22 protein-coding genes are annotated in these 26,237 nt (G+C 62.3%); 14 read left to right on the top strand and 8 right to left on the bottom strand.

Annotated elements, in window-relative coordinates:
* Positions 1 to 4 precede the first annotated feature (4 nt).
* Together AWU82_RS01540 and AWU82_RS01535 are read right to left on the bottom strand one after the other, a co-directional pair.
* Positions 5 to 994: a 2-hydroxyacid dehydrogenase gene (locus tag AWU82_RS01540; RefSeq protein ID WP_064383562.1), complete on the bottom strand. Its 990-nt coding sequence runs from the start codon at positions 992 to 994 to the stop codon at positions 5 to 7.
* Between the two features lie 83 nt (positions 995 to 1,077).
* On the bottom strand, positions 1,078 to 3,831 hold the full coding sequence (locus tag AWU82_RS01535; RefSeq protein ID WP_064383560.1) for a response regulator: 2,754 nt from the start codon (positions 3,829 to 3,831) through the stop codon (positions 1,078 to 1,080).
* Between the two features lie 216 nt (positions 3,832 to 4,047).
* Here AWU82_RS01535 and AWU82_RS01530 point away from each other — a divergent pair, with 216 nt between their 5' ends.
* The 7 genes from AWU82_RS01530 to AWU82_RS01500 all read left to right on the top strand — a co-directional run bounded on the left by AWU82_RS01530 (position 4,048) and on the right by AWU82_RS01500 (position 12,474).
* A complete protein-coding gene (locus AWU82_RS01530) occupies positions 4,048 to 4,770 on the top strand; it encodes a response regulator transcription factor (RefSeq protein WP_064383559.1) in 723 nt (240 codons plus the stop codon).
* Positions 4,757 to 6,181, top strand: coding sequence for a sensor histidine kinase (locus tag AWU82_RS01525; RefSeq protein ID WP_064383557.1), 1,425 nt, complete (start codon positions 4,757 to 4,759; stop codon positions 6,179 to 6,181). The genes AWU82_RS01530 and AWU82_RS01525 overlap by 14 nt, the downstream gene beginning before the upstream one ends.
* A 140-nt stretch (positions 6,182 to 6,321) precedes the next feature.
* Positions 6,322 to 7,224 (top strand): cysteine synthase CysM, encoded by a 903-nt coding sequence (gene cysM, locus AWU82_RS01520; RefSeq protein ID WP_064383555.1) that lies wholly within the window; start codon positions 6,322 to 6,324, stop codon positions 7,222 to 7,224.
* A complete protein-coding gene (rlmD, locus tag AWU82_RS01515; RefSeq protein WP_064383552.1) occupies positions 7,224 to 8,609 on the top strand; it encodes a 23S rRNA (uracil(1939)-C(5))-methyltransferase RlmD in 1,386 nt (461 codons plus the stop codon). Before cysM ends, rlmD begins: the two co-directional genes overlap by 1 nt.
* A gap of 88 nt (positions 8,610 to 8,697) precedes the next feature.
* Positions 8,698 to 10,941, top strand: a complete 2,244-nt coding sequence (relA, locus tag AWU82_RS01510; RefSeq protein ID WP_064383551.1) for a GTP diphosphokinase — start codon at positions 8,698 to 8,700, stop codon at positions 10,939 to 10,941.
* A 130-nt stretch (positions 10,942 to 11,071) separates the two neighbouring features.
* Positions 11,072 to 11,905 carry a nucleoside triphosphate pyrophosphohydrolase gene (gene mazG / locus AWU82_RS01505; RefSeq protein WP_039772901.1) on the top strand — a complete coding sequence of 278 codons (834 nt, stop codon included), beginning with the start codon at positions 11,072 to 11,074 and terminating at the stop codon, positions 11,903 to 11,905.
* 26 nt (positions 11,906 to 11,931) lie between these two features.
* On the top strand, positions 11,932 to 12,474 hold the full coding sequence (locus AWU82_RS01500) for a DUF2058 domain-containing protein (protein ID WP_011335479.1): 543 nt from the start codon (positions 11,932 to 11,934) through the stop codon (positions 12,472 to 12,474).
* A 96-nt stretch (positions 12,475 to 12,570) separates the two neighbouring features.
* Here the strand turns inward: AWU82_RS01500 and AWU82_RS01495 are convergent, their stop codons facing one another.
* The 6 genes from AWU82_RS01495 to AWU82_RS01470 all read right to left on the bottom strand — a co-directional run bounded on the left by AWU82_RS01495 (position 12,571) and on the right by AWU82_RS01470 (position 20,089).
* On the bottom strand, positions 12,571 to 12,759 hold the full coding sequence (locus tag AWU82_RS01495; protein WP_039772867.1) for a hypothetical protein: 189 nt from the start codon (positions 12,757 to 12,759) through the stop codon (positions 12,571 to 12,573).
* A 380-nt stretch (positions 12,760 to 13,139) separates the two neighbouring features.
* A complete protein-coding gene (fabB, locus tag AWU82_RS01490; RefSeq protein WP_007957797.1) occupies positions 13,140 to 14,360 on the bottom strand; it encodes a beta-ketoacyl-ACP synthase I in 1,221 nt (406 codons plus the stop codon).
* A gap of 11 nt (positions 14,361 to 14,371) precedes the next feature.
* Positions 14,372 to 14,887, bottom strand: coding sequence for a 3-hydroxyacyl-[acyl-carrier-protein] dehydratase FabA (gene fabA / locus AWU82_RS01485; protein WP_003227150.1), 516 nt, complete (start codon positions 14,885 to 14,887; stop codon positions 14,372 to 14,374).
* Positions 14,888 to 15,134: 247 nt separating this feature from the next.
* Entirely contained in the window at positions 15,135 to 17,036 is a 1,902-nt protein-coding gene (locus tag AWU82_RS01480; protein WP_064383549.1) for an ATP-binding protein, read from the bottom strand.
* Entirely contained in the window at positions 17,033 to 17,965 is a 933-nt protein-coding gene (locus AWU82_RS01475) for a hypothetical protein (protein ID WP_064383548.1), read from the bottom strand. The genes AWU82_RS01480 and AWU82_RS01475 overlap by 4 nt, the downstream gene beginning before the upstream one ends.
* Positions 17,966 to 20,089 (bottom strand): TonB-dependent receptor plug domain-containing protein, encoded by a 2,124-nt coding sequence (locus AWU82_RS01470; RefSeq protein WP_064383546.1) that lies wholly within the window; start codon positions 20,087 to 20,089, stop codon positions 17,966 to 17,968.
* Positions 20,090 to 20,285: 196 nt separating this feature from the next.
* On the opposite strand from AWU82_RS01470, the gene AWU82_RS01465 reads away from it, so the two are divergent.
* From AWU82_RS01465 to AWU82_RS01435, 7 genes are all read left to right on the top strand, one after another.
* Positions 20,286 to 21,311 (top strand): NAD(P)H-dependent glycerol-3-phosphate dehydrogenase, encoded by a 1,026-nt coding sequence (locus tag AWU82_RS01465; RefSeq protein WP_064383544.1) that lies wholly within the window; start codon positions 20,286 to 20,288, stop codon positions 21,309 to 21,311.
* An 18-nt stretch (positions 21,312 to 21,329) separates the two neighbouring features.
* Positions 21,330 to 21,677, top strand: coding sequence for a DUF4389 domain-containing protein (locus tag AWU82_RS01460; protein WP_064383542.1), 348 nt, complete (start codon positions 21,330 to 21,332; stop codon positions 21,675 to 21,677).
* On the top strand, positions 21,674 to 22,126 hold the full coding sequence (gene sixA, locus AWU82_RS01455; RefSeq protein WP_064383540.1) for a phosphohistidine phosphatase SixA: 453 nt from the start codon (positions 21,674 to 21,676) through the stop codon (positions 22,124 to 22,126). The genes AWU82_RS01460 and sixA overlap by 4 nt, the downstream gene beginning before the upstream one ends.
* Before the next feature lie 81 nt (positions 22,127 to 22,207).
* Positions 22,208 to 23,863 carry an AMP-binding protein gene (locus tag AWU82_RS01450; RefSeq protein WP_064383539.1) on the top strand — a complete coding sequence of 552 codons (1,656 nt, stop codon included), beginning with the start codon at positions 22,208 to 22,210 and terminating at the stop codon, positions 23,861 to 23,863.
* Positions 23,864 to 23,894: 31 nt separating this feature from the next.
* Positions 23,895 to 24,338, top strand: coding sequence for a hotdog fold thioesterase (locus AWU82_RS01445; RefSeq protein WP_007957810.1), 444 nt, complete (start codon positions 23,895 to 23,897; stop codon positions 24,336 to 24,338).
* Positions 24,339 to 24,456: 118 nt separating this feature from the next.
* On the top strand, positions 24,457 to 25,263 hold the full coding sequence (locus tag AWU82_RS01440; protein ID WP_039772855.1) for an alpha/beta fold hydrolase: 807 nt from the start codon (positions 24,457 to 24,459) through the stop codon (positions 25,261 to 25,263).
* The gene (locus tag AWU82_RS01435) at positions 25,260 to 26,114 is read left to right on the top strand and encodes an alpha/beta hydrolase (RefSeq protein ID WP_064383535.1); all 855 of its coding nucleotides are present in this window, start codon (positions 25,260 to 25,262) and stop codon (positions 26,112 to 26,114) included. The genes AWU82_RS01440 and AWU82_RS01435 overlap by 4 nt, the downstream gene beginning before the upstream one ends.
* The last annotated feature ends 123 nt before the right edge of the window (positions 26,115 to 26,237 follow it).

The following is a 26,237-nucleotide window of genomic DNA, read 5'->3' as shown; positions in this document are numbered from 1 at the left end:
TCGTTCAGCCTTCGACCTGGTTCTGCGGCGTGCCCGCCGCCCAGGTCGCAATGTTGTGCAGGGTGGTCGCGGCAATCGCGCCCAGCGCCTCATGGGTCAGGAACGCCTGATGCGCGGTAACGATCACATTGGGGAACGTCAGCAGCCGCGCCAGCACGTCGTCCTGTAGCGGCAGGTCGGAACGGTCCTCGAAGAACAGCTGCGCTTCCTCTTCATACACATCCAGTCCCAGATAACCGAGCTGGCCGTCCTTCAGGGCGTCGATCAGCGCTGGCGTGTCCACCAGACCGCCACGCCCGGTGTTGATCAGCATCGCCCCCGGTTGCATGTGCGCCAGCGAATCGCGGTTGATCAGGTGTCTGCTCTGTTCGTTGAGCGGGCAGTGCAGGCTGATGATCCGCGACTGCGCCAGCAGATCCGGCAGGCTCAGGTAGCGGGCGCCCAACGCTTCGACGGCAGGGTTAGGATAAGGGTCGTAGGCCAGCAGTTCGCAGCCGAAACCGTGCATGATCTTCGCGAAGGTCGCGCCGATCTGCCCGGTGCCTATGACGCCGACCGTCTTGCCAACCAGATCGAAGCCGGTAAGGCCGTGCAGGCTGAAATCGCCTTCGCGGGTGCGGTTGTAGGCACGGTGCAGGCGTCGGTTGAGGGCGAGGATCAACGCCACCGCGTGCTCGGCCACCGCATGGGGCGAGTAGGCCGGTACCCGCACGACGGCCAGCCCGAGGCGTTTGGCGACGGCCAGGTCTACATGGTTGTAACCCGCCGAACGCAAGGCGATCAGGCGTGTCCCGCCGGCCACCAGACGTTCGAGCACCGGGGCGCTGAGGTCATCGTTGATGAATGCGCAAACCACTTCGTGATGCTCGGCCAGCGCTGCGGTATCCAGACTGAGCCGGGCTGGCTGGAAGTGCAGTTCGATCCCGGCCGGGCAGTCGGCGGCGAGGAAACTGTCGCGGTCGTAGGTCTGGCTGCTGAAAACGATCGTGCGCATGAAATCCTCCTGGAGCATCGACGCGGGCGCAATTCACCCGCGACAACTGTAGCCGCGTCGGCGTTGATCGGTATTGCCGTGGATCAGGCGCTGATCTTCGCCTGGGCTGCCAGACGATTGATCGCCCGGTCCAGCTCGTCCAGCGCGGTCGAGGCCTTGGGATCGTCCTGCTTGAGCAGGGTTTCGCTGCGCTGGCAGGCGGCGCGCAATTGCGGTACACCGCAGTAACGAGTGGCGCCATGCAGGCGGTGCACCCGTTCAAGCAGAGCGTTTTGATCCTGATGGTCGCGGGCGGTGCGGATGGCTTCCCGGTCGGCTTCGAGCGAGGCCAGCAGCATCGCCAGCATGTCCGCCGCCAGATCCGCCTTGCCGGCAGCCAGGCGCAAACCTTCTTCGTGATCGAGAATCGGCAGTTCCTGATTGCCCAGCAGGCTTTCACCGCCTCGGTCCGGCGCCTGATTGCGCAGTGCAAGACCCGTCCACTTCAGCACGACCTGCGCCAGTTGCCGCTCGCTGATCGGCTTGGTCAGGTAGTCGTCCATGCCGCTTTGCAGCAGCGCGCGTTTTTCATTGGCCATGGCGTGGGCGGTGAGGGCGACGATCGGCAGCGGCGTGCAATGGCGCTCGCTTTCCCACTGGCGAATGGTTTCGGTGCTCTGGCGTCCGTCCATGCCGGGCATCTGCACATCCATCAGCACCAGATCGAAGCTTTCGCTCTGTACCGCCTTGACCGCGGCGTAACCGCTTTCCACGGCCAGCACCTTGGCGCCCATGTCTTCGAGCAGCGTCTGCACCAGCAACAGGTTGGCCGGGTTGTCGTCGACACACAGCACTTTCGGCGCGCGGCTCGACAGCGGTTCGCCCGGTTCGCTGCGCGACTGGCGCGGGTTGACCATGTCCGACAGCGCCCGACGGAGTTTGCGGGTGCAGGCCGGTTTCGATTGCAGCTGGCTGTGAGGGTTGGGCACCGAAAGGTGATAGAGCGTCAGCTCGGTGGTCGGGCACAACACCAGCACCCGGCAACCGAGGTGCTCAAGGTCCCAGATATGCTGGTTGAGGCGTTCCGGCGGCATGTCGTTGCTGGTGATGCCGAGCACCGCCAGATCGATCGCCTGATCGGTCTGATGGGCGCCGGTGACGCCGTTGGTCAGGCTTTCCAGGGTATTGAACGGCGTGACGTCGAGGCCGCAGTCTTCCAGTTGATGCTGCAGGGCCTGACGCGCCAGCTCGTGATTTTCCAGCACCGCCACCCGGCGCCCGAGCAACGGCGCGGCGGGCAGGTCTTCGGCATCGTCGCGGGTCTTGGGCAGGTTCAGGCTGATCCAGAATTCCGAGCCTTCACCCGGCGTGCTGTCGACCCCGATTTCGCCGCCCATCTGTTCGATCAGGCGCTTGGAAATCACCAGCCCCAGACCGGTGCCGCCGGGTTGGCGCGACAGCGAGTTGTCGGCCTGGCTGAAGGCCTGGAACAACGCGCGTACATCCTGGTTCGACAGCCCGATACCGGTGTCCTGAATGCTGATGCGCAACTGCACGCTGTCGTCGTTTTCTTCTTCGAGCATGGCGCGGGCGACGATGGTGCCTTCGCGGGTGAACTTGATCGCGTTGCTCACCAGATTCGTCAGGATCTGCTTGAGGCGCAGCGGATCGCCGACCAGCGACAGCGGCGTGTCGCGGTACACCAGACTCACCAGTTCCAGCTGCTTGGCGTGGGCAGCGGGGGCGAGGATGGTCAGGGTGTCCTGCAACAGGTCGCGCAGGTTGAACGGGATATGGTCGAGCACCAGCTTGCCGGCCTCGATCTTCGAGAAATCGAGGATCTCGTTGATGATCCCCAGCAGGCTGTCGGCGGATTTTTCGATGGTGCCCAGGTAGTCGAGCTGGCGCGGGGTCAGCTCGCTTTTCTGCAACAGGTGGGTGAAACCGAGAATGCCGTTGAGCGGTGTACGGATCTCGTGGCTCATGTTGGCGAGGAATTCGGATTTGATCCGGCTCGCTTCCAGCGCTTCCTTGCGGGCCAGGTCCAGTTCGATGTTCTGGATCTCGATGGTTTCCAGGTTCTGGCGCACGTCTTCGGTGGCCTGATCGACGCTGTGCTGCAATTCTTCCCGGGCGTTCTGCAGGGTGCCGGCCATGCGGTTGATGCCGGACGCCAGTTCATCCAGCTCCTGACTGCCCAATGGCGGCAGACGGGTTTCCAGGTGACCGTCCTTGAGCTGGGCGACGGCCTGTTTGATCTGGCTCAGCGGGCGGTTGATCGTGCGGCCCATGCGCAAGGCCAGCAAGGCGGCGCCGGCCAGCCCCGCGCCAATCAGCAACAGACTGGCGAACAGGCTTCGGTAGCCGCGCAACAACATGCCGTTGTGCGACAGCTCCAGTTCAACCCAGCCGAGCAGGCGGTCGGATTCTTGCGGGATCAGCTCGCCGGCGAGGTTGCGGTGTTTGCCGAAGACCGGGAGCAGATAGCGGGTGGCGTCGTTGCCGCTGCGTCGCAGCAAATGCGCGCTGTCGCCGCTCGGCGCCTGATTGAGCATGGTCGGGCCGGCGTGGGCGAGTGGCGAGCGGTCGGGCGCGAGGAAGGTCACGGCGCGTACGTCCGGTTGCTCGAGGGACTGAGTGGCGATGCGCTCGAGCAATTCGGCATCGCCGTGGCCCATGGCCGGGGCTACCAGCGGGGCCAGTTGCTCGGCGATCATTTCGCCGCGCTGCATCAATTGGGCTTGCAGGTCGGACTGCTGCGTCCAGGTGAAATACCCGCCCAGCACCAGTGCCATCAGGCTGGTCGGCAACAGGGTCAGCAGCAACACGCGACCTTTGATTCCCAGTTTCTTGAGCACGCCTTTCTCCTGCATCCCGCTGATTGTTGACTCACACGTGCGTCCGGCACGCGGTATCGGCGCAGTGTAGCGATTTGCTCAGGGACGTTGTCGGGAAAAATGATGTCGTTGTTCTTCGCTTGGGCACCTGTCATCTGTCCGACAGGTCAAGCTTGGGTTGCCGGGCGCGGGGCAATCTTGAATAATCGCCCAACTGAGAATTATTTGCAGATAGTCATGACTCCTGTCTCCATTGGCCAACCCCGCATTCTTTCCATCGAAGACGACCCCGTCCTCGGTGCCTATGTCCATGAACATCTGGGCCGCAGCGGCTTTCAGGTCACCTGGTGCCAGAACGGCAGCGAAGGCCTGAGTATCGCCCGACGCCAGCCGTTCGATGTGGTGTTGATGGACATTCTGTTGCCGGGGCTCGATGGACTGAATGTCCTGACCCAACTGCGTCAGAGCCATTCCACCCCGGTGTTGCTGATGTCGGCCCTCGGTGCCGAGGCCGACCGTATCAGCGGGTTCCGCCTTGGCGCCGACGACTATTTGCCCAAACCCTTCAGCATGGCTGAGCTGCATGTGCGCATTGAAGCGATCCTGCGCCGGGTCGCCCTTGATCGTCGCCCGACGGCCGTCGCTGCGGTGGTGCCGGTCGGCGGGCTGCGTTTCGACGACGAGCAGTGCGATGTGTTCTACCTCGACCAGCCCGCCGGCCTGACCCGCAGCGAATACCGCCTGCTGGAAACCCTCAATCGCAACGACGAGGAAGTGCTGAGCAAGGCCTTCCTTTATCAGCACGTTCTTCAGCGCGGTTATGCGGCCCACGACCGCAGCCTCGACATGCACATCAGCCAGATCCGCCGCAAACTCAAGTCGGTCGGCTACACCGAGCGGGAAGTGCGCACGGTGTGGGGCAAGGGTTACGTTCTGAGTGCCGTCGATGAAAGTGTCTGACCTGCCGGGCCGGCACTCGCTGTTCTGGAAACTCGCCTGCCTGCTGGTGGCGTTCTGTCTGCTGATGATCTGGCTGAGCTGGTCTTGGGGCCGGTACATGGAGCAGCGCAATCAGTTCCTCTCCGATGACGCCCGTCGCACGTTGAGCCGTTATGCCGCCGAGGCCGAGCGCGCCTGGCAGCAGGGCGGGCGCGATGGCATCGACAGTTGGTTGCAAAGCATGGAGCTGCGCGAGGCCGGCTGGGTCGGCGTGATCGGCGGCAATCTACAGTCGCTGGGCAGCCAGCCACTGAACGCTCAGGCGCTGCAGCACCTGACCTTCCTGCGCGGCCTTGACTGGCCGATTCACAAAAAGGGTCGGCCGTGGCTGCGCGTACCGTTCCCCAGTGACCCGACTGCCGGCAGTCTGGTGATCGAGTTGCCCGAGCGATTTCTGCCGGGAAAATACCGGTTGTTCTGGCGGGTCATCACCAACGGGGTGATTCCCGGTCTGTTCACCTTGCTGCTGTGCGTCGGCCTGTATCGCCTGCTGGTGGTGCCGCTGAACAATCTGCGCGAGCAGGCCAATGCCTGGCGTGCCGATCAATTGAATGTGCGGTTGTCGAGCGGCATTACCCAGCGCCCCCATGAACTCGGTGAACTGGCCCGAGCCTTCGACTCGATGTCCGAACGCCTGCAATCCACCGTCGCCCTGCAACAGCAGCTGCTGCGCGACCTGTCCCACGAACTGCGCACACCCCTGAGCCGGTTGCGAGTTGCCAGCGAAAGCGAGCAGCAGCTGCAACCGTTGCGCGAACGCATCGGTCGCGAAGTCGACGTGATGCAGCGACTGGTGGAGGACACCCTGCAACTGGCCTGGCTCGATACTGAACGCGCACCGTTGCCGGACGAAGCGATCCAGATTCAGGCGCTGTGGGAAATGCTCACGGAAAACGCCTGCTACGAAAGCTGCTGGCCGGCCGGGCAGTTGCAGTGCGGCGTTGAAGCGTCCTGCTGGGTACGCGGCAATCTCAACACCCTGGCCCAAGCCCTGGAAAACATCCTGCGCAACGCCATTCGCCATTCGCCACCGGGCGGCATTGTGCGGCTCGAAGGTCGGCGGGATGGCGATTACTGGCATCTGTGGCTGGAGGACGAGGGCGGTGGTGTGGCCGACGCGGATCTTGAGCGGATCTTTTCGCCCTTCATCCGCCTCGACGGCTCGCGGCCGGGGGACGGTGGATTTGGTCTGGGCCTGAGCATCGCGAGGAACGCGGTGCAACGCCAGGGCGGAACCCTGTGGGCCGAGAATGGCCCGTCGGGATTGCGCTTGAATCTGCGCTTGGTGGCGGATGACAGTGCTGTCAGTCCCGACGTCTTCGCTGGCAAGCCAGCTCCCACAGTGGACATGAGTCGCCAGCAGATTGTGTGAACACCACAAAAGTCTCGCCACTGGCGCGACTTTTACTGCTTATTCCAAGAAACCATAAGCACCACACTTTGCGTGATATGGCCTGCGCAGGTTTGCCGGTATGATAGGCGCCCCCGCAGTCCGGATTGCGAAAAAACGCCATGACCTTGCAGTACCCAACCATCGCCGATTGCGTCGGCAACACGCCGCTGGTGCGTTTGCAGCGCCTGCCCGGTGTCACCAGCAACACCCTTTTGCTCAAGCTCGAAGGGAACAACCCGGCGGGTTCGGTCAAGGATCGTCCGGCGCTGTCGATGATCACCCGTGCCGAGTTGCGCGGGCAGATCCACGAAGGCGATACGCTGATCGAAGCGACCTCGGGCAACACCGGGATCGCCCTGGCGATGGCCGCCGCGATCAAGGGTTACAAGATGATCCTGATCATGCCGGACAACTCCAGCGCCGAGCGTAAGGCGGCGATGACCGCGTACGGCGCGGAGCTGATTCTGGTCAGCCAGGAAGAGGGCATGGAAGGCGCTCGCGATCTCGCCCAGCGGATGGAAGCCGAAGGCCGTGGCAAGGTGCTGGATCAGTTCGCCAACGGCGACAATCCTGAAGCGCACTACACCACCACCGGCCCGGAAATCTGGCGTCAGACCCAGGGTTCCATCACCCATTTCGTCAGCTCCATGGGTACCACCGGCACCATCATGGGCGTGTCGCGTTACCTCAAGGAGCAGAACGACAAGGTGCAGATCGTCGGTCTGCAACCGATGGAAGGCTCGGCCATTCCCGGCATCCGCCGCTGGCCGCAGGAATACCTGCCGAAGATCTATCAGGCCGATCGCGTCGACCGCATCGTCGACATGGCGCAAAGCGAGGCCGAAAACGTTACCCGGCGTCTGGCCCGCGAAGAAGGCATCTTCTGCGGCGTGTCCTCGGGCGGTGCGGTGGCAGCGATGCTGCGCCTGTCCAAAGAAGTTGAAAACGCGGTGATCGTTGCGATCATCTGCGACCGTGGCGACCGTTATCTGTCGACCGGCATTTTCGACGCGCCCAACTGATGGCCAAGCATGAGAGAGGCCTGCGCTTCCAGCCCACCGGCGGCAGCAAGGCCCCGCAAATCCCGACCGGCAAAAAGCAGCGCCTGAGCATCGAGCGCCTGGCCAATGACGGTCGCGGCATCGCGTTTTTTGAAGGCAAGACCTGGTTCGTCCTTGGCGCTCTGGCGGGGGAGGAGGTCGAAGCGCGGGTGCTCGGCGCCCACGGCAAAGTGGTCGAGGCGCGTACCGAGCGCGTATTCAGCGCCAGTGAATTGCGTCGTCCCACACCTTGCCAGCATGCCGGCCGTTGCGGCGGTTGCAGCGTCCAGCATTTGCCCCACAACGAACAGCTTGCCCTGAAACAGCGCATGCTCGCCGAGCAGTTGTCGCGAGTCGCCGGTGCCGAGCCCGAGGAGTGGGCGGCGCCGTTGACCGGGCCCGAATTCGGCTACCGTCGCCGTGCCCGGATCGCCGTGCGCTGGGACAGCAAAGCCAAAAAGCTCGAAGTCGGTTTCCGTGCCGCCGGCAGCCAGGACATCGTCGCGATCAGTGAATGCCCGGTGCTGGTACAGCCCTTGCAGCCGATCATGACCCGCTTGCCGGAGATGCTTCGTCGCTTGAGCAAACCTCAGGCGCTGGGGCATGTCGAATTGTTCAGTGGCTCGTCACTCGCTGTTCTGCTGCGTCACATGGCGCCGCTGTCCGAGGCCGACCTGACGATCCTCAAGGATTTCTGCGCATTCCACGAAGCGCAGCTCTGGCTGCATGGCGAAGGCGAGCCGCAGCCGGTAGATGATGCGCAGTCGCTCGGTTACCGCCTGGAACAATGGGACCTGCAACTGGCCTATCGGCCGGGAGATTTCATTCAGGTCAACGCCGGGGTCAACGAGGCCATGGTCGCCCAGGCGCTGGAGTGGTTGAAACCGACAGCGGATGAGCGCGTGCTCGACCTGTTCTGCGGTCTGGGCAACTTCGCCCTGCCGCTGGCGAAAGCTGCGCGTGAAGTGGTGGCGGTCGAAGGCGTGCAGACCATGGTCGATCGCGCGGCAGCGAATGCCGCCAGCAACAATTTGCATAACACAAAGTTTTTTCAGGCCGATTTATCCCAGCCTTTGACCGATGCCGAGTGGATCGGAAACGGCTTTTCTGCGGTACTCTTGGACCCACCGCGCGACGGTGCTTTCGAGGTGGTGCGCAAGCTGGCGGCCTTGGGCGCCAAACGGTTGGTGTACGTGTCGTGCAACCCTGCAACTCTGGCGCGCGATACGGTCGAATTGATCAAGCAGGGCTACCGGTTAAAACGTGCCGGGATTCTCGATATGTTTCCTCAGACGGCACATGTCGAGGCCATGGCGTTATTTGAAGCGAGCCAGGATGGCTCGTCTGATCCGACTGGTCGTCCGTAGCGCTCGCCTTGGCCCCGCGAGCGCGAACGGGCATTGACGGTCAGTGATTTGACGCATTGAATCTGCGTCGTAGGGAAGGTAAAGCAAGATGGTACAGGTGAGAGCACACCAGCCGATCAACACTGACGGCAGTATCAATCTCGAGGCTTGGCTCGATCATGCGGTCAGTGTCGATCTGGCACTGGATCGCGAAGCCTTGAAAGAGGCCTGCGAGTTCGCTCGCCAGGCCGAGCAACAATCCAATGCGGCGAAGAATCTCTGGTCCGAAGGCAGCGGCAGTTTCAGTACCGGCCTCGAGATCGCCGAGATCCTTGCCGACCTCAAGCTCGATCAGGACTCGCTGGTTGCCGCGGTTCTGTATCGCGGCGTACGCGAAGGCCAGATCGAACTCGCGGCGGTCAGCCAGCGCTTCGGCCCGGTGGTCGCCAAACTGATCGACGGCGTGCTGCGCATGGCGGCAATCAGCGCCAGCCTCAGCCCTCGCCAGTCGATGGTGCTCGGCACCCAGGGCCAGGTGGAAAACCTGCGCAAGATGCTGGTGGCGATGGTCGACGACGTGCGTGTCGCGCTGATCAAGCTCGCCGAACGCACCTGCGCGATCCGCGCGGTGAAAACCGCCGACGACGAAAAACGTAACCGGGTCGCCCGGGAAGTGTTCGACATCTATGCGCCGCTCGCGCATCGACTCGGCATCGGCCATATCAAATGGGAACTGGAGGACTTGTCCTTCCGTTACCTGGAACCCGATCAATACAAACAGATCGCCAAGCTGCTGCACGAGCGGCGGCTCGACCGCGAGCGTTTCATCGCCGACGTGATGACCCAGCTCAAGGACGAACTGCAGGCCACCGGCGTCGAAGCCGACATCAGCGGCCGGGCCAAACACATCTATTCGATCTGGCGCAAAATGCAGCGCAAGGGTCTGGAATTCAGCCAGATCTACGACGTGCGTGCGGTGCGCGTGCTGGTGCCGGAAATGCGCGACTGCTACACCGCGCTCGGCATCGTCCACACCCTGTGGCGGCATATCCCGAAAGAGTTCGACGACTACATCGCCAACCCGAAAGAGAACGGCTACCGCTCGCTGCACACGGCGGTGATCGGCCCGGAAGGCAAGGTGCTGGAAGTCCAGATCCGGACCCATTCGATGCACGAAGAGGCCGAACTCGGCGTCTGCGCGCACTGGCGCTACAAGGGTACCGACGTCAAGTCCGGCTCGAACCACTACGAAGAGAAAATCTCCTGGTTGCGTCAGGTCCTCGAGTGGCACGAAGAGCTGGGCGACATCGGTGGTCTGGCCGAACAGCTGCGGGTCGATATCGAGCCGGACCGGGTCTACATCTTCACCCCGGACGGTCACGCCATCGACTTGCCGAAGGGCGCGACGCCGCTGGATTTCGCCTACCGCGTGCACACCGAAATCGGTCACAACTGCCGTGGCGCGAAGATCAACGGGCGCATCGTTCCGCTCAACTACAGCCTGCAGACCGGCGAGCAGGTCGAGATCATCACCAGCAAGCACGGCACGCCGAGCCGTGACTGGCTGAACCCGAACCTGGGCTACGTCACCACGTCCCGGGCGCGGGCGAAGATCGTGCACTGGTTCAAGTTGCAGGCGCGCGATCAGAACGTCGCGGCGGGCAAGACCCTGCTCGAACGCGAACTCAGTCGCCTCGGCCTGCCGGCGGTGGATTTCGACAAGCTGGCCGACAAGGCCAACATGAAAACCGCCGAAGACATGTTCGCCGCTCTCGGGGCCGGCGACCTGCGTCTGGCGCAACTGGTCAACCTGGCGCAACAGCTGGTCGAGCCGGAACGCGGCAACGAACAGCTGGAACTGATCCCGCGCAAGGCCACCGGCTACAAGCCGGGCAAGCGCGGCGACATTCAGATCCAGGGCGTCGGCAACCTGATGACCCAGATGGCCGGCTGCTGCCAGCCGTTGCCGGGCGATGCGATCGTCGGTTACATCACCCAGGGCCGTGGCGTGAGCATTCACCGTCAGGACTGCGCCTCGGTGCTGCAACTGGCCGGGCGCGAGCCGGAGCGGATCATCCAGGTCAGCTGGGGCCCGGTGCCGGTGCTCACCTATCCGGTGGACATCGTCATCCGCGCCTACGACCGATCCGGTCTGCTGCGTGACGTCTCGCAGGTGCTGCTCAACGAGCGGATCAACGTGCTGGCGGTCAACACCCGCTCGAACAAGGAGGACAACACCGCGCTGATGTCCCTGACCATCGAGATTCCGGGTCTGGACGCGCTGGGGCGGTTGCTGGGGCGGATTTCCCAGTTGCCGAACATCATCGAAACGCGGCGTAACCGGACGCCTTGAAGAGCAACCCCGATCAACTGTGGGAGCTGGCTTGCCAGCGATTGCATCACCTCGATTCTGCTGAACTCCGAGGTGCCTGCATCGCTGGCAAGCCAGCTCCCACAAGGTTTTGTGGTGAGACAGATAAATGATGTACAGCCTTGAAGACCTGCTGCACCTGATGAACCGTCTGCGCGACCCGCAGTACGGTTGCCCGTGGGACATCAAGCAGACTTACGCGACCATCGTCCCGCACACCCTTGAAGAGGCCTACGAAGTTGCCGACGCCATCGAGCGCGGCGACTTCGACCACTTGCAGGGCGAGTTGGGCGATCTGCTGTTTCAGGTAGTGTATTACAGCCAGTTGGCGCGGGAGGAGGGGCGGTTCGAATTTGCCGGGGTAGTCGACAGCATCACCCGCAAGCTGATCCGTCGCCATCCGCACGTGTTCCCCACTGGCGATCTGTATGCGCCGCTGGACGTGCCGCGTCTGAACGAGGAGCAGGTCAAGCAGCGCTGGGAGGAGATCAAGGCCGAAGAGCGAGCCGAGAAATCCGCCGAGCCGCAGCAACTGTCACTGCTCGACGATGTGCCGGCTGCGTTGCCGGCGTTGTCCCGCTCGGCCAAGTTACAGAAGCGCGCAGGGCAGGTCGGTTTCGACTGGCCGGATGCCTTGCCGGTGCTGGACAAGGTCCGGGAAGAGCTCGATGAAGTGCTCGAAGCCATGTCCGAAAATGACCCGCAAGCGGTGGCCGACGAGATCGGTGATCTGCTGTTTTCGGTGGTCAATCTGGCCCGGCACCTGAAGGTCGATCCGGAAACCGCATTGCGTGGCGCCAACGCCAAGTTCGAACGACGTTTCCGTTTTATCGAACAGGCATTGCGCGATACCCACCGACCCATGGAAGATTGCACCCTCGAAGAGTTGGACGCCCTGTGGGGTGAAGCCAAACGTCAGGAAAAGAATTCGCCCAGCTGTGGCTGAGCCGTTGCCCAAGTGAGTAAGCATCAATGAGCCTTTCCCTTCGCGACCAGTTGCTCAAGGCAGGACTGGTCAACCAAAAGCAGGCCAAGCAGGTCAGCAAAGACAAACAGAAACAACAGCGCCTGGCCCACAAAGGCCAGATCGAACTGGATGACTCCCAGCAGCGTGCTGCCCAGGAAGCCATGGCCGAGAAGGTCAAGCGCGATCAGGAGCTGAACCGTCAGCAGCAGGAGAAGGCCGAGGCCAAGGCCCGCGCTGCGCAGGTCAAGCAGTTGATCGAAGTCTCGCGTCTGCCGAAGCTGACCACCGAGGACTACTACAACTTCGTCGACGACAAGAAGGTCAAGCGCATCTCCGTCAACACGCTGATGCGCAACAAGCTCAGCAGCGGCTCGCTGGCGATCGTGCACCATGCCGGCGGCTACGAAGTGATTCCTCGTGAGGCGGCCCTGAAGATCCAGGAGCGCGATCCACAGCGCATCGTGCAGCTCAACGAGAAGGTCGAAGAGGTCAATGCCGAGGACGATCCGTACGCGGCCTATGTGATCCCTGATGATCTGATGTGGTAATCGTGTCCAGTCGGGCTGCGAAGCGGCCCTGAAGCACCCAACAACGACAAACCCCGCTCATGGCGGGGTTTGTCGTTTTCAAAGCTGTGGTTTGATTCAGGCGGATTTCCGATCCCGCTGCTGTTCCTGCAGTTCCAGTTCGGCCTTGTAATTGTGGGCGTCGATCTCGTTGTGGAACATGCCGACCAGCAAGTCTTGTTGATGCACATCCCAGATCCGTACGCCGGCGGCTACGCCTTCATGGGACATGTGTGAATCGTCGCGTTCAGTTACTTTTACAGTCATCTGCTAGCTCCAAATCTCAAGTTATCTGCAGCAAGGCGTGTGCAGGACTCTGTTATAGATTTTGTTAGCCTGCTAAGTAAACGTCCGATTCGTGCAATGTATTCTTGCGAAATCTGCAACAGCGCTGGAGCCCGCAGAAACCGCGACATTCAGTCGCAGGGCGGTAAGTTGCATGACAAACGTTTCATCTTCAGAAGCTCCAAAGTCCCCTGTGGGAGCTGGCTTGCCAGCGATTGCGGAGTGTCAGCCGGCATGGATGTTCGCTGTGCCGACGTTATCGCTGGCAAGCCATCTCCCACGGGGATAAGCGCTTTCCTCCAGGCGAAAAAAACGCCCCGAACCAGTCGGGGCGTTTTCATGTGCGGCTCAGCGGGAGGGAATTACTTGCCTTCCCAACGCTTCAGCACGAGGGTGGCGTTGGTGCCACCGAAGCCGAAGCTGTTGCTCATCACGGTGTTGATGGTGGCGTTCTCGCGGGTCTTGGTCAGCACCGGCAGATCGGCCACTTCAGGGTCCAGTTCGTCGATGTTGGCCGAACCGGCGATGAAGTTGCCTTCCATCATCAGCATGCAGTAGATCGCTTCGTGAACGCCGGCGGCGCCCAGGGAGTGACCCGACAGGCTCTTGGTGGAGCTGATGGCCGGGGCCTTGTCGCCGAACACTTCACGCACACCTTTCATTTCCGCAACGTCACCGACCGGAGTCGAAGTGCCGTGGGTGTTCAGGTAGTCGATCGGGGTATCGACGGTGGACAGCGCCTGCTGCATGCAGCGGATCGCGCCTTCGCCGCTCGGGGCCACCATGTCGTAGCCGTCGGAAGTCGCGCCGTAGCCAACGATTTCCGCGTAGATCTTCGCGCCACGGGCCAGGGCGTGTTCCAGCTCCTCGACCACTACCATGCCGCCACCGCCAGCGATGACGAAACCGTCACGGTCAGCGTCGTAGGCGCGGGAGGCTTGTTCCGGGGTGTCGTTACGCTTGCTGGACAGAGCGCCCATGGCGTCGAACAGGAACGACTGGCTCCAGTGCTCCTCTTCACCGCCGCCGGCGAACACGATGTCCTGCTTGCCCATCTGGATCTGTTCCATGGCGGTACCGATGCAGTGAGCACTGGTGGCGCAGGCAGAAGCGATGGAGTAGTTCAGGCCCTTGATCTTGAACGGCGTGGCCAGGCAGGCCGAAACGGTGCTGCTCATGGTCCGCGTTACACGGTATGGGCCGACGCGCTTCACGCCTTTCTCGCGCAGGATGTCCAGCGCTTCCATCTGGTTCAGGGTCGACGCGCCGCCGGAACCTGCGATCAGGCCGGTACGCGGGTTGGATACCTGCTCTTCGGTCAGACCGGAGTCAGCGATGGCGTCTTTCATGGCCAGGTAGGCGTAAGCCGCTGCGTGGCCGACGAAGCGATAGATCTTGCGATCGATCAGCTCTTCAAGGTTGAGGTCGATGGAGCCGGAAACCTGGCTACGCAGACCCATTTCGGCGTATTCCGGGTTGAACCGGATGCCAGGGCGGCTTGCACGCAGGTTAGCGGAGACGGTCTCTTTGTCATTGCCCAGGCACGAAACGATGCCCAGACCAGTGATAACGACGCGGCGCATGCGAATAACCCTTAGAAGTTGTCAGTGGAGGTGAACACGCCGACGCGAAGGCCTTCGGCGGTGTAGATTTCGCGACCGTCGACAGTCACCGAACCGTCGGCGATGGCCAGGTTCAGCTTGCCCTTGAGGACGCGCTTGATATGAATGTTGTAGGTGACTTTCTTGGCGGTCGGCAGGACCTGGCCGAAGAATTTCACTTCGCCCGAACCCAGCGCACGGCCACGGCCCGGCAGGCCTTGCCAGCCCAGGAAGAAGCCGACCAATTGCCACATGGCGTCCAGACCCAGGCAGCCCGGCATCACCGGGTCGCCTTCGAAGTGGCACGCGAAGAACCACAGGTCAGGGTTGATATCCAGCTCGGCGACCAATTCACCTTTGCCGTACTTGCCGCCTTCTTCGCTGATCAGGGTGATGCGATCCACCATCAGCATGTTCGGGGCGGGCAGTTGCGCGTTACCTGGGCCGAACAGCTCACCGCGACTGCAGCGCAGCAGGTCTTCCCGAGTAAAGGCGTTTTGTTTGGTCATGCGAGCTCCTCAATAATCCCATGCGGCAGGTGGGGCAAATCTTCCCGGCCGATCGACGCGTTCATGCCTCGAACCGGCAGCCTACTCATAGACTATTGCGTTGTGGTGAAAGTCACAGCACCAAGGACATGAATGTACACTTGTGCACTGAAATTTTTAATCAAGCCCCTTTTGAGGCTCGTTCGGGTGCCTAAGACTGCCGCACTTTCGCTTTTCACGCCAGTCGCAGATGCTCGAAAGGGCCCCGTTACTGCACCCATCGCTGCAGAATCTGCTGCAGATCATTGCGTTTGAATGGCTTGGCCAGGTAATCGTTCATGCCCGCCGCGAGGCAGTTTTCCCGGTCGCCCTGTAAAGCATTGGCGGTCAGGGCGATGATCGGCACCTGGCCGCAGCCGGGCAGCTGCCGGATCCGCCGGGTCGCTTCGTAACCGTCGATCAGCGGCAAGCGGCAATCCATCAGAATCGCTTCGAAACGGCTGTCCCCGGCACTGCGCACCGCCTGCACGCCATCGGTGGCGACGCTGACGGTAAAGCCCAGGCTGCGCAACATCGCTTCGATCACCGTCTGGTTGACCGGGTTGTCCTCGACCAGCAGCACATTTCGGCCTTCGCCGTGACTTGCACCGTTCAATGTGCGCGGTGCGGCAAGCGCGGGCAGCGCCTGCTTATATAAGGCCAGTGGTATTTCCAGGGTGAACACCGAGCCGCGACCTTCTTCACTCTGGGCGCGCAAGGTGCCGCCCATCCGTTCGGCGAGCGTGCGGGCAATCGGCAGGCCCAGACCGGTGCCGCCATATCGACGGGAAATCGAGCTGTCGGCCTGCTGGAACGCGTTGAACATCAGTTCCAGGCTCTCTGACGAAATGCCGATGCCGCTGTCACGCACCGCGCAGGTGAACCACAGCAATTCGTGATCCAGCGATTGCCATTGCGCCTCGATGCTGACGCGCCCCTGCTCGGTGAACTTCAGCGCATTGCCGACCAGGTTGACCAGAATCTGCCGGATCCGCGTCGGATCGCCCTGTACCTGCAAGTCGTGCATGTCATCGGGGATCCGCAGTTGCAGGGCCAGCCCGCGTTGCGCCGCGCTGTGCTGGAAGGAATGGGCGCAGGCGCCGATCAGGTCGGCGAGGTTGAACGGAATGTGCTCCAGCTCCAGTTCCGAACGCTCGATGCGCGAGAAATCCAGAATGTCGTTGATCACCTTGAGCAAATGCTCGGTGGACTCGGAAGCCAGCGCCGCATACTCGACCTGCTCCTCGGTCATGTCGGTGGTTTCCAGCAACTGCAGCATGCCCAAGACGCCGTTCATCGGTGTGCGCAGTTCATGGCTCATCATCGCCAGGAAATCCGATTTGGCATTGTTGGCTTTCTCCGCCTCTTCGCGGGTCTGGATCAGTTGCGCCATCGCCTGATGCTGCTCGCGGCTGGCCTGTTCCAGCGCCTGGGCCAGGTTGTTGATGTGCTGGGACAGGGCGCCCAGCTCGGTGTCATCGACAATCGGCAGTGGGGTCTTGTAATCGCCGTCCTGAATCGCCTTGACCGCATTGCCGATGTCGCGAATCGGCTGCGACAGACTACCGGCCAGCCGCCGCGCCAGGACGAACGTGAAGAGCAGAGCGAACAGCGCGAGAATCCCGGCCTTGAGCAAAATTTCCTGTTGGCGCTGACTGAACGCGTCATTCGACAGACCGACGATCACCCGTCCCAGATAGTCCTCGCTGGCCACGCCGGGGCTGCTCTTGCCGTCCTGAAAGAAATCATTGTGCAAGGCGATGCGTTGCAGCCGCACCGGCGCCTGGAACACCTCGACCTGATGCGGACGATTGTGCGCATCCGCCGGCTGTTCGACGTAAGAGAGAATCCGATTGGCACTGTCCTGCACTTCCAGAAACCGCACGTTCGGCGTGGCCAGCGTGGCCTTGAGCAGGCTTTCCAGCACTTCGTTGTTGCCGGAAATCACCCCGTACTCGGTGGCCGGTGCGAGCTGGTTGGCGATCAACTGGCCGGTGTGATTCAGCTCCTGACGCAAATCCTGAATGCGCACGAAGGTGAAAAAGCTGATCAGCAGCAAGGTCAGCAACAGCGCAGGGCCCAGGCTGATCAACTGGGTGCGGGTGTTGATGTCCCAACGGCGGAAAATCATGGGCGGCGCTCTCCTTCGGCCAGTTCTGCGGCGACAGACGCTTCATTGATCGGTTCTATCCCTAGGGAACGAGCCACCTGCGCATTACTTGAGACTTTAAAACGCCCGGGGTAGAGCGTGCGCGGCCAGGTGGCCGGAGGCCGGTCGAGCAATTCGTCGAGGACGGCCAGCCAGTCGTTCTGATCGCTGTAGGTACTGGCCAGGCTGCCGGCACGGACGAACGCGATATTCGGCCCGACCAGCGCCAGTTGCCGAGAGTAACTGCTGAGCAACAGATTTTTTGCGGTTTTCGGGTTGTACAGATCGGGATCGTCGAGGCCCAGCAAGACGTCGCTGTTTTTTAGCACGGTCTGCAAGGGGCGGCTGTCGTGAGTGTTATCCCAGCGTTGCGGGACGATTTGCAGACTCAGCGGCTGGGCGGCCGATTGCAGCTCCTTGAGCAGAAACTCACTGTGCTGGTCGAACAGCACCCCGACGCGTGCGGCCTGGGGCAGAATCCGCCGGATCAATTGCAACTGACGACTCAGCGGTGGATCGGCCCACAGCAGGCTCAAGTGGGGTGGTTGTGCTTCGCCGAAGCGTTGCCGGGCCTGCAAACGGCTGATACGCAGAACCAAAGTTGCCGGCCCTTGGCTTTCCTGCATGCGCCAGTCGAGACTCGGCAGATCCAGCAGGATCAGGCGCAGGCTCGACGGCAGCTTGCCCGGCGCCGGCAGGCTGGCCAGTGGCTGGAAATGTACGCGGTCGGTCGGGCGCAGTTCGCTCAGGGCCTGGACGAAGGACTGCACGCCGGGGCTTTCTTCGGCGCCAGTCAGCAGAATGTCGGCCGCCTGCACCGCCACGCCATGCAGCCATGCTGTCAGGAACAGACACAGCCCGGCCAGCCATTGGCCGAGCGTTGGCATCTTCCGTGACATGGCGTAACGCATCTAGAACTCCAGCTCGGCGCTGAAATACACCACGCGGCGTTCGTCGTAATTGTTGTCGACGAAGGTGGTCGGCTCATGATCGAGGCGTTGCTGCAGCACCCCGGCCAGTTGCAGTTGGGCCTTGCCCAGGGCGATGTGTTTGGCGATCCGCGTATCGACCCGCTCGAAGCGGTAACCGTTGAGCGCGTTGTCACCGTAATAGAAAAGGGCACTGTTCCAGCCGTGGCCCCAATCGCGCAGCCAGCCCGCCGAGCCGCTGTTGCGTGCGGTGAACTGCTGATCCAGCGGATTGCTCGCCTCGGCGTCGACGAAGGCGTAGGTCAGGCGCAAGCGGTCGGCCGCACTCAGGCGCCAGTCCAGTTGCGTTTCGGTGCCGCGAAAGCGCGAATCGTTGGCATTGCTGGCGATGTACTGATTGTTGCGCAGCGGTTCGCTGATCATCCCGGTGATTTCGTCGTAGAACAGCTTTACGTCCAGCGCCAGGCCCCACTCCGGGAAGTAGCCGTTGTAGCCCAGCTCCCGCGAGCGCATGTGCTCCTGGTCCAGATCGCCGGGGCCCCTGGTCTTGACGAAGTAGCGGGCCGAAGACTGGCCATAGGCGGCGGGCCGCAGGTTGGTCACCTGATAACTCCAGTTGACGTTGTTCTCGAACATGTCCGGCGAACGGATGGCCTCTGAATACACCGCGCGCAGGCTGTGGCGTGGATTGATCAGGTAATTGACCGCAAACCGGGGCGTCAATGAGCTGCCGATCAATTGCGTGTCTTCGAACATGGCGCCGCCCTGTAGCAGCCAGTGTTCGCTGGCGCGCCATTCGAGTTGGCCGAAGGCGCGCCAGGTGGTGTCGTCCAGCGTGCCGTTGAAATAGGTCTCGGAATCGGCCCGGTCGTAACGATAGTTCAGGCCGCTGACCAGGCGCAGGCTATCGGACAGGCTGAGGGTGTCCTGCAACTCCAGGTCGTAACGCGATTCCCGGGCACTCTGGTCGATGTCGCCACACAGGGTCTGGCGCGCACCGTTGCGCCACTGGTCCAGCACCTGATTGGCCAGGGTCATTTCCTGCGGCGTGCCGGCGGGTGCGCCGGGGCCGGTGAACAGCGTCATGTTGCGGGCCAGACGTTCGGTGTAGTTCGGGTTGAGCTGCCACAGCTCCGTCAGCTGCGGGCTGAACGACACTTCGGCGTCACAGGCGCGCCAGGTCTGCTGGCGATCCCAGTGTTGCGCCGAGCCTTGCACGTAAAGGCTGTGATCGGGATTGAGGTCCAGATTCCAGCGCACCGAACCGGCGTAGTCCTTGGCAACCACGTCGGAATTGTTCCCGGCAGCAGTAATCCCGGAGAACACCGGGCGGTAGGTGTAAGGCCGCTGATTGGTCCCGTCCTTGGCGTTGATCTGCCAGTCCAGGCTCTGGTTGTCGCTCAGGGTCTGGCTGACGGCGAGACTGAAGCGGTTCAAGCGGCGGTTGTCGCGGTAATCGGCGCCGGTACGGTCGCTGTCGAAGCCGTCGTCTTCCTGGCCGGACAGCGACAGACGCAGATCGCCGCCATTCCAGCCGGTGCTCTGGCTGGCATAGAAGTCGTTGATGCCGCGTTGGCCGCGCGTCAGCTTCAGTCGCGTGCCATGGCTGTCAGCGGGATTGCGGGTAATGATATTGACCACCGCCATCAGCGCGTTGGCGCCGTAGCTGACGGTGTTCGGGCCGCGAAAGACTTCGATGCGCTCGATATCTTCCATGGCCACCGGAATGTCGCTCCAGTCCACCGTCGCGAGACCGGCGCGGTACACCGAGCGGCCGTCGATCAACACCTGCATGCGCCGGGCTTCGCTGGCGTTGGTCCCGTGATAGTTCACCGCCGCCTGATTGCCGCTGATGTTGCCGACCATCATCCCCGGCACCAGGCGCAGCAGCTCGCTGATGTCCCGGGCACCGCTGGCGCTGATCAGTTCGCTGTCCAGTACGGTCATGCTGCCCGGAACTTCCGCCGGCGACTGTTTCAGCCGCGTGGCGGTCAGGATCTGCGGCAAGGCCTCACTGTCGACAAACAGGTCGTCCGCCAGCAGCACCGGGCTGAACAGCAGCGCCAGCAGCAGGGACGAACGCGGAGAAGGGGGGCCAGAAAACACGACGCAGCCTTGATAGCAAAGAATTGGCGCGCATGTTAACCGAGGTCGACGACTTTTCCAGTCACGTTGCAGGCATTTTCCTCGGTTTTATTGGTCTTCTTCCTACATGTGCGGGTAATTGACGCCGGGGCTGTCCGAGAAGGGGACGCTCCGTATAATGCCGGCATCGCCACTGGTATGGATTAACGGATTACATATGACTGAACAGCGCCCGATTGCGGTCCTGGGAGGCGGAAGTTTCGGTACCGCCGTGGCCAATCTGTTGGCCGAGAACGGCCATCAAGTCCGGCAGTGGATGCGTGACCCCGAACAGGCCGAGGCCATCCGGGTCAATCGCGAGAACCCGCGTTACCTCAAAGGCATCAAGATTCTGCCGGGCGTAACTGCGGTCACCGACCTGCAGGAAACCCTCGACGCCTGCGATTTGTGTTTTGTGGCGTTGCCGTCCAGCGCGCTGCGCACGGTTCTGGCGGCACATGCCGAGCGCCTGAGCGGCAAGATGCTGGTCAGCCTGACCAAGGGCATCGAAGCCCACACCTTCAAACTGATGAGCCAGATCCTCGAAGAGATCGCCCCCGAGGCGCGCATCGGCGTGCTGTCCGGGCCGAACCTTGCGCGAGAGATCGCCGAACACGCGCTGACCGCCACCGTGGTCGCCAGCGAAGATGAAGAACTCTGCAAAGCCGTGCAGGCCGCATTGCATGGCCGCACGTTCCGCGTCTACGCCAGCGCCGACCGTTTCGGTGTGGAACTGGGCGGCGCACTGAAAAACGTCTACGCGATCATCGCCGGCATGGCGGTGGCGCTGGAGATGGGCGAGAACACCAAGAGCATGCTGATCACTCGCGCCCTGGCCGAGATGACCCGGTTTGCGGTGAATCAGGGCGCCAACCCGATGACCTTCCTCGGTCTGGCGGGGGTCGGCGATCTGATCGTCACCTGCTCGTCGCCGAAAAGCCGCAACTACCAGGTCGGTTTTGCCCTCGGCCAGGGGTTGAGCCTCGACGAAGCGGTGTCGCGCCTGGGTGAAGTGGCCGAAGGCGTCAACACCTTGAAAGTGCTCAAGGCCAAGGCCCAGGAGGTCGGCGTGTACATGCCGCTGGTCGCCGGACTGCATGCAATCCTGTTCGAAGGGCGCACGCTTGAGCAGGTGATCGGTCTGCTGATGCGTGCCGAACCGAAAACCGATGTCGACTTTATTTCCACCAGTGGTTTCAACTGATTCAGCAGGGAGCAGGCCATGAACGATCCGAAAACCGAAGCCAAATATGAATCCATCCTCCTGCGGGTGTTGTGGATGATTGTTTACGTCCTGGTCTGGCAGGTAGCGCAGTTCATCCTCGGCGCGGTGGTGCTGGTGCAGTTGATCTATCGTTTGATCTATGGCGCCCCGAGCGCCAGCCTGATGAATTTCGGCGACAGCCTGAGCCAGTTTCTGGCGCAGATCGGCCGTTTCGGCAGCTTCCACAGCGACCAGAAACCCTGGCCGTTCGCCGACTGGCCGGCGCCGCGTACGCCGGAAGGTGAGGCGCCACACGTCGTCGCGCCGGCACCGCATCCGGTTCGGGATGAGGAACCCAAGCTATGAAACTCTGGGTATTGCGTCACGGTGAGGCCGAGCCCTACGGCTCGCGCCCGGATTCCGAGCGGGAGCTGACCGCCCACGGTCGCCAGGAAGTGTTGAGCAGCGCGGCCCGCTTGATCGGCCAGCCGCTGACCGCCATCTACGCCAGCCCTTACCTGCGGGCGCAGCAGACGGCGCAACTGGTGCGCGAAGCCCTTGGCTTCGAGCCTGAGATCCGCACAGTCGAGTGGCTGACGCCGGAAGTTGACCCGGACCGCGTGGCCGAGCAACTGGTGTCGGTGAGCAACGTGCTGCTGGTCAGCCACAATCCGCTGGTGGGCAATCTGCTCAGCTACCTGCAACACGGTGCCGGCTACCCACCGGAAAAGGTCAGCACCGCCGGGCTGGCCGAGCTTGAAAACAGCGAGTTGCTGATCGGCTCGATGACGCTCAACAGCCTTAAACATCCCTGAAATTTTTTGTATGAAATAGTCAACCAAGCACTTGCTTGGTTGACTACGCTTGCTCCAGACCAAAAAACAGGAGCGAGTCGAATGTCTTCCGCCTTCCGTTTGCCGCTGGACGTGTTTTACGAACGCGAGGCCCGGCACCCGCGTCAGCGTTTTCTGGTGCAGCCGATCGGCGGCGGGCAGGTCGAGACACTGACCTGGGCCGACGTCGGCCATCAGGCCCGCTGTACTGCGCACTGGCTGCGATCCCGGGAATTGCCGCCAGGCAGCCACATCGCCCTGATCTCGAAAAACTGCGCGCACTGGATCATCGCCGACCTGGCGATCTGGATGGCCGGACACGTTTCGGTGCCGCTCTATCCGAACCTCACCGCCGAATCGGTGAATCAGGTGCTGACCCACTCGGAAAGCGTGCTGGCGTTCATCGGCAAACTCGATGACTGGCCGGGTATGTCGCCAGGCGTGCCGGCGGGCCTGACCACCGTCAGCCTGCCGCTGCACCCACCGGGCACGTTCGATTTCAACTGGGATGAGCTGCAACGCAGCTCGCCGATCCAGGACGATCCGCGTCCCGCCGCCGAGCAACTGGCGACCATCATCTACACCTCCGGCACTACCGGCCTGCCCAAGGGCGTGATGCACAGTTTTGCCAATCTCGGGTTCGCGACGACGCGCGGTACGCAGCTGTTCGGCCTCAATGAGAACGACCGGCTGCTGTCGTATTTGCCGCTGTGCCACGTGGCCGAGCGGATGTTCGTTGAGCTGGCGTCGATCTACACCGGGCAAACGGTGTTTTTCGCCGAGAGCCTCGACACCTTTCTTGCCGATCTCAAGCGGGCGCGACCAACGGCGATGTTCGGGGTGCCGCGGATCTGGACCAAGTTCCAGATGGGCGTCTACAGCAAGATCCCGGCGAAACGTCTGGATTTCCTGCTCGGTCTGCCCTTCATCGGCAAGCGGATCGGCCACAAGGTATTGGCGGGGTTGGGGCTGGATGCCTTGCGCGTAGCGCTGTCTGGCGCGGCGCCGGTGCCGCTGACCCTGTTGCGCTGGTATCAGAAACTCGGGCTCGACGTGCTGGAGGTCTACGGCATGACCGAAAGCTGCGGGTATTCGCACATCTGCCTGCCGGGGCAATACAAGGAAGGCTGGATTGGCCGGCCGTGCCCCGAAGTTGAAGTGCGGATCGACGAGTCCGGCGAAGTGCAGGTGCGCAGCCAGGCGAACATGCTCGGCTATTTCAAGGAACCGCAGAAAACCGCCGAGACCCTCACCGAAGACGGTTTCCTGCGCACCGGCGACAAGGGCGAGCAGGACGCTGAAGGACGTTTGCGCCTGACCGGGCGGCTCAAGGAAATCTTCAAGACCAGCAAGGGCAAATACGTCGCCCCGGCGCCGATCGAAAACCGGCTGGCGGTGCATTCGCGGATCGAACAGGTCTGCGTGGTCGGCGACGGTCTGAGTGCGCCGCTGGGGTTATGCGTGCTCTCGGCCGTGGGCCGGGAAGAGCCCCGCGCGCCGCTGCATTCGAGTCTGGAAAAACTGCTGGAGGAGGTCAACGCCGTACTCGACAAGCACGAGCGCCTGCGCCGACTGGTGGTGGTCAAGGACAGCTGGGCAGTGGAGAACGGCTTCCTCACGCCGACTTTGAAGATTAAACGCAACATCATCGAAGACACCTACGGAGCACGTTTCGAAGAATGGAGCGAGCGCAGCGAGGCGGTGCTGTGGCAGGATTGAGCGTCGATCAAAACAACAAAGGAAGCCTGCGATGACCTTGTGGCGCACCACTCCGAACATCGAGCAGTTGAACGCAATCCAGAAAAACACCATCGGCGAAGTGCTGGACATCCGCTTCGAGTCCTTCGACGAGGAATCCCTGACGGCCAGCATGGTCATCGACCATCGCACTCACCAGCCTTACGGCCTGCTGCACGGCGGCGCCTCGGTGGTGCTGGCCGAGACTGTCGGCTCGATGGCCAGTTACCTGTGCATCGACGCCAGCAAGTTCTATTGCGTGGGCCTGGAAATCAACGCCAACCACTTGCGTGGTCTGCGCAGCGGGCGGGTGACGGCGGTGGCCAAACCGATCCACATCGGCCGTACCACCCACGTCTGGGACATTCGCCTGACCAGCGATGAAGGCAAGGCCAGTTGTGTGTCGCGCCTGACCATGGCGGTGGTGCCGCTGGGAGAACAACCGCCGGCACGTTGATGGCGCGAGCGTCATAGCCCTGACCGGACTGTCATCATTCCTGGCAGTTACGGTCATTGCTGTGGGACACGGTCTTACGGACAATCAACGCCTGTTTTCCGCTCATGGATTTGCCGGTATGTCGCAACCGATCTTCTTCGCCCACGCCAACGGTTTCCCTTCGGGCACCTACGGCAAACTGTTCGCGGCGCTGGCGCCCGAGTACCGGGTCGCGCATCTGGAACAACACGCCCATGACCCGCGTTTCCCGGCGGGTGACAACTGGTACCACCTGGTCGATGAACTCATCCATCACCTGCAACAACAAGATGAACCAGTGTGGGGTGTTGGCCATTCCTTCGGCGGCATGCTGCATCTGCACGCCGCACTGCGTTGCCCGGAACTGTATCGGGGCGTGGTGATGCTCGACTCGCCGGTGCTGACCCGCACCGATCAATGGGTGATCCGCGCCGCCAAGCGCTTTGGTTTCATCGACAAACTGACGCCGGCCGGCCGCACGCTCGGGCGGCGCGAAGAATTTGCCGACCTGGACAGCGCCCGTGGTTATTTTGCCGGCAAGACGTTGTTTCGCAGCTTTGATCCGGAATGTTTCGATGCCTACTTGCAGCATGGTCTGCACAAGGTCGGCGACAAATTGCGCCTGCGCTTCGATCCTGCGACCGAGATCAGCATCTATCGCGGCGTGCCGCACACCAGTCCTGCGCATACCCGGCAATTGAAAGTACCGCTGGCGGTGGTGCGCGGGCACAAGAGCCGCGTGGTGATGAACCACCACACCCGGTTCGTCGGGCGCCTGCCTCAAGGCGAGTCGCTGACCGTGCCCGGCGGCCATATGTTTCCGCTTGAGCGTCCGCAGGACACCGCACAATTGCTGAAAAACCTGTTCAATCGCTGGGAGCGCCGGCAAGACAAGGATTGCGCATGAACCCCGCCGTCGAAGAAGTGCGCCTGAGCCTGCCGCATATCGAACTGGCAGCGCACCTGTTCGGCCCGGAAGACGGGTTGCCGGTGATCGCCCTGCACGGCTGGCTGGACAACGCCAACAGCTTCGCCCGCCTGGCGCCCAAGCTCAAAGGCTTGCGCATCGTGGCGCTGGACATGGCCGGTCACGGGCATTCCGGGCACCGGCCGAACGGCGCCGGTTACGCACTGTGGGATTACGCCCATGACGTGCTGCAGGTCGCCGAACAACTGGGCTGGAAGCGTTTCGGCCTGCTCGGGCACTCCATGGGCGCCATTGTTTCGCTGGTGCTGGCTGGCTCGTTGCCCGAACGCATCACCCATCTGGCGTTGATCGACGGGGTAATTCCTCCTACCGACAAAGGCGAGAACGCCGCCGAGCGTATGGGAATGGCCCTGCAGGCGCAGCTCGATCTTCGGGAAAAGCGCAAACCGGTCTACAACACTCTCGACCGGGCCATCGAGGCGCGGATGAAAGGGCTGGTGGCGGTCAGTCGCGAGGCCGCCGAACTGCTGGCCCGGCGCGGTCTGATGCCGGTGCCCGGCGGTTACACCTGGCGCACCGACAACCGCCTGACCCTGCCATCGCCGCTGCGCCTGACCCAGGAGCAGGCGATGGCGTTCGTCCAGCGCATTGCCTGCCCCGCGCAATTGGTGGTCGCCGCTGACGGCATGCTGGCCAAACATTCGGAGCTGCTGGAGCGTCTACCCTTTGACCGGGAACAGCTGCCGGGCGGGCACCATCTGCACCTGAACGATGAGGCCGGGGCCGACCTTGTCGCAGACTGTTTCAATCGGTTCTTCGCCATTCCTTGACTTGCTCCCGGCAACTGTCGAGGCTGGGCAGGTTGAAATGGGAGACAACCAAGATGGATTTCTACACCGCTGCGACTTCGAACTGCCCTCAAGGCACCCAGGCCATGCCCCTGCGATGAGCCT

The organism is Pseudomonas glycinae, from assembly GCF_001594225.2.
Classification (GTDB): domain Bacteria; phylum Pseudomonadota; class Gammaproteobacteria; order Pseudomonadales; family Pseudomonadaceae; genus Aquipseudomonas; species Aquipseudomonas glycinae.
Note: the sequence above shows the minus strand (reverse complement) of the source record. Positions and strands in the feature narration are given on the sequence as shown.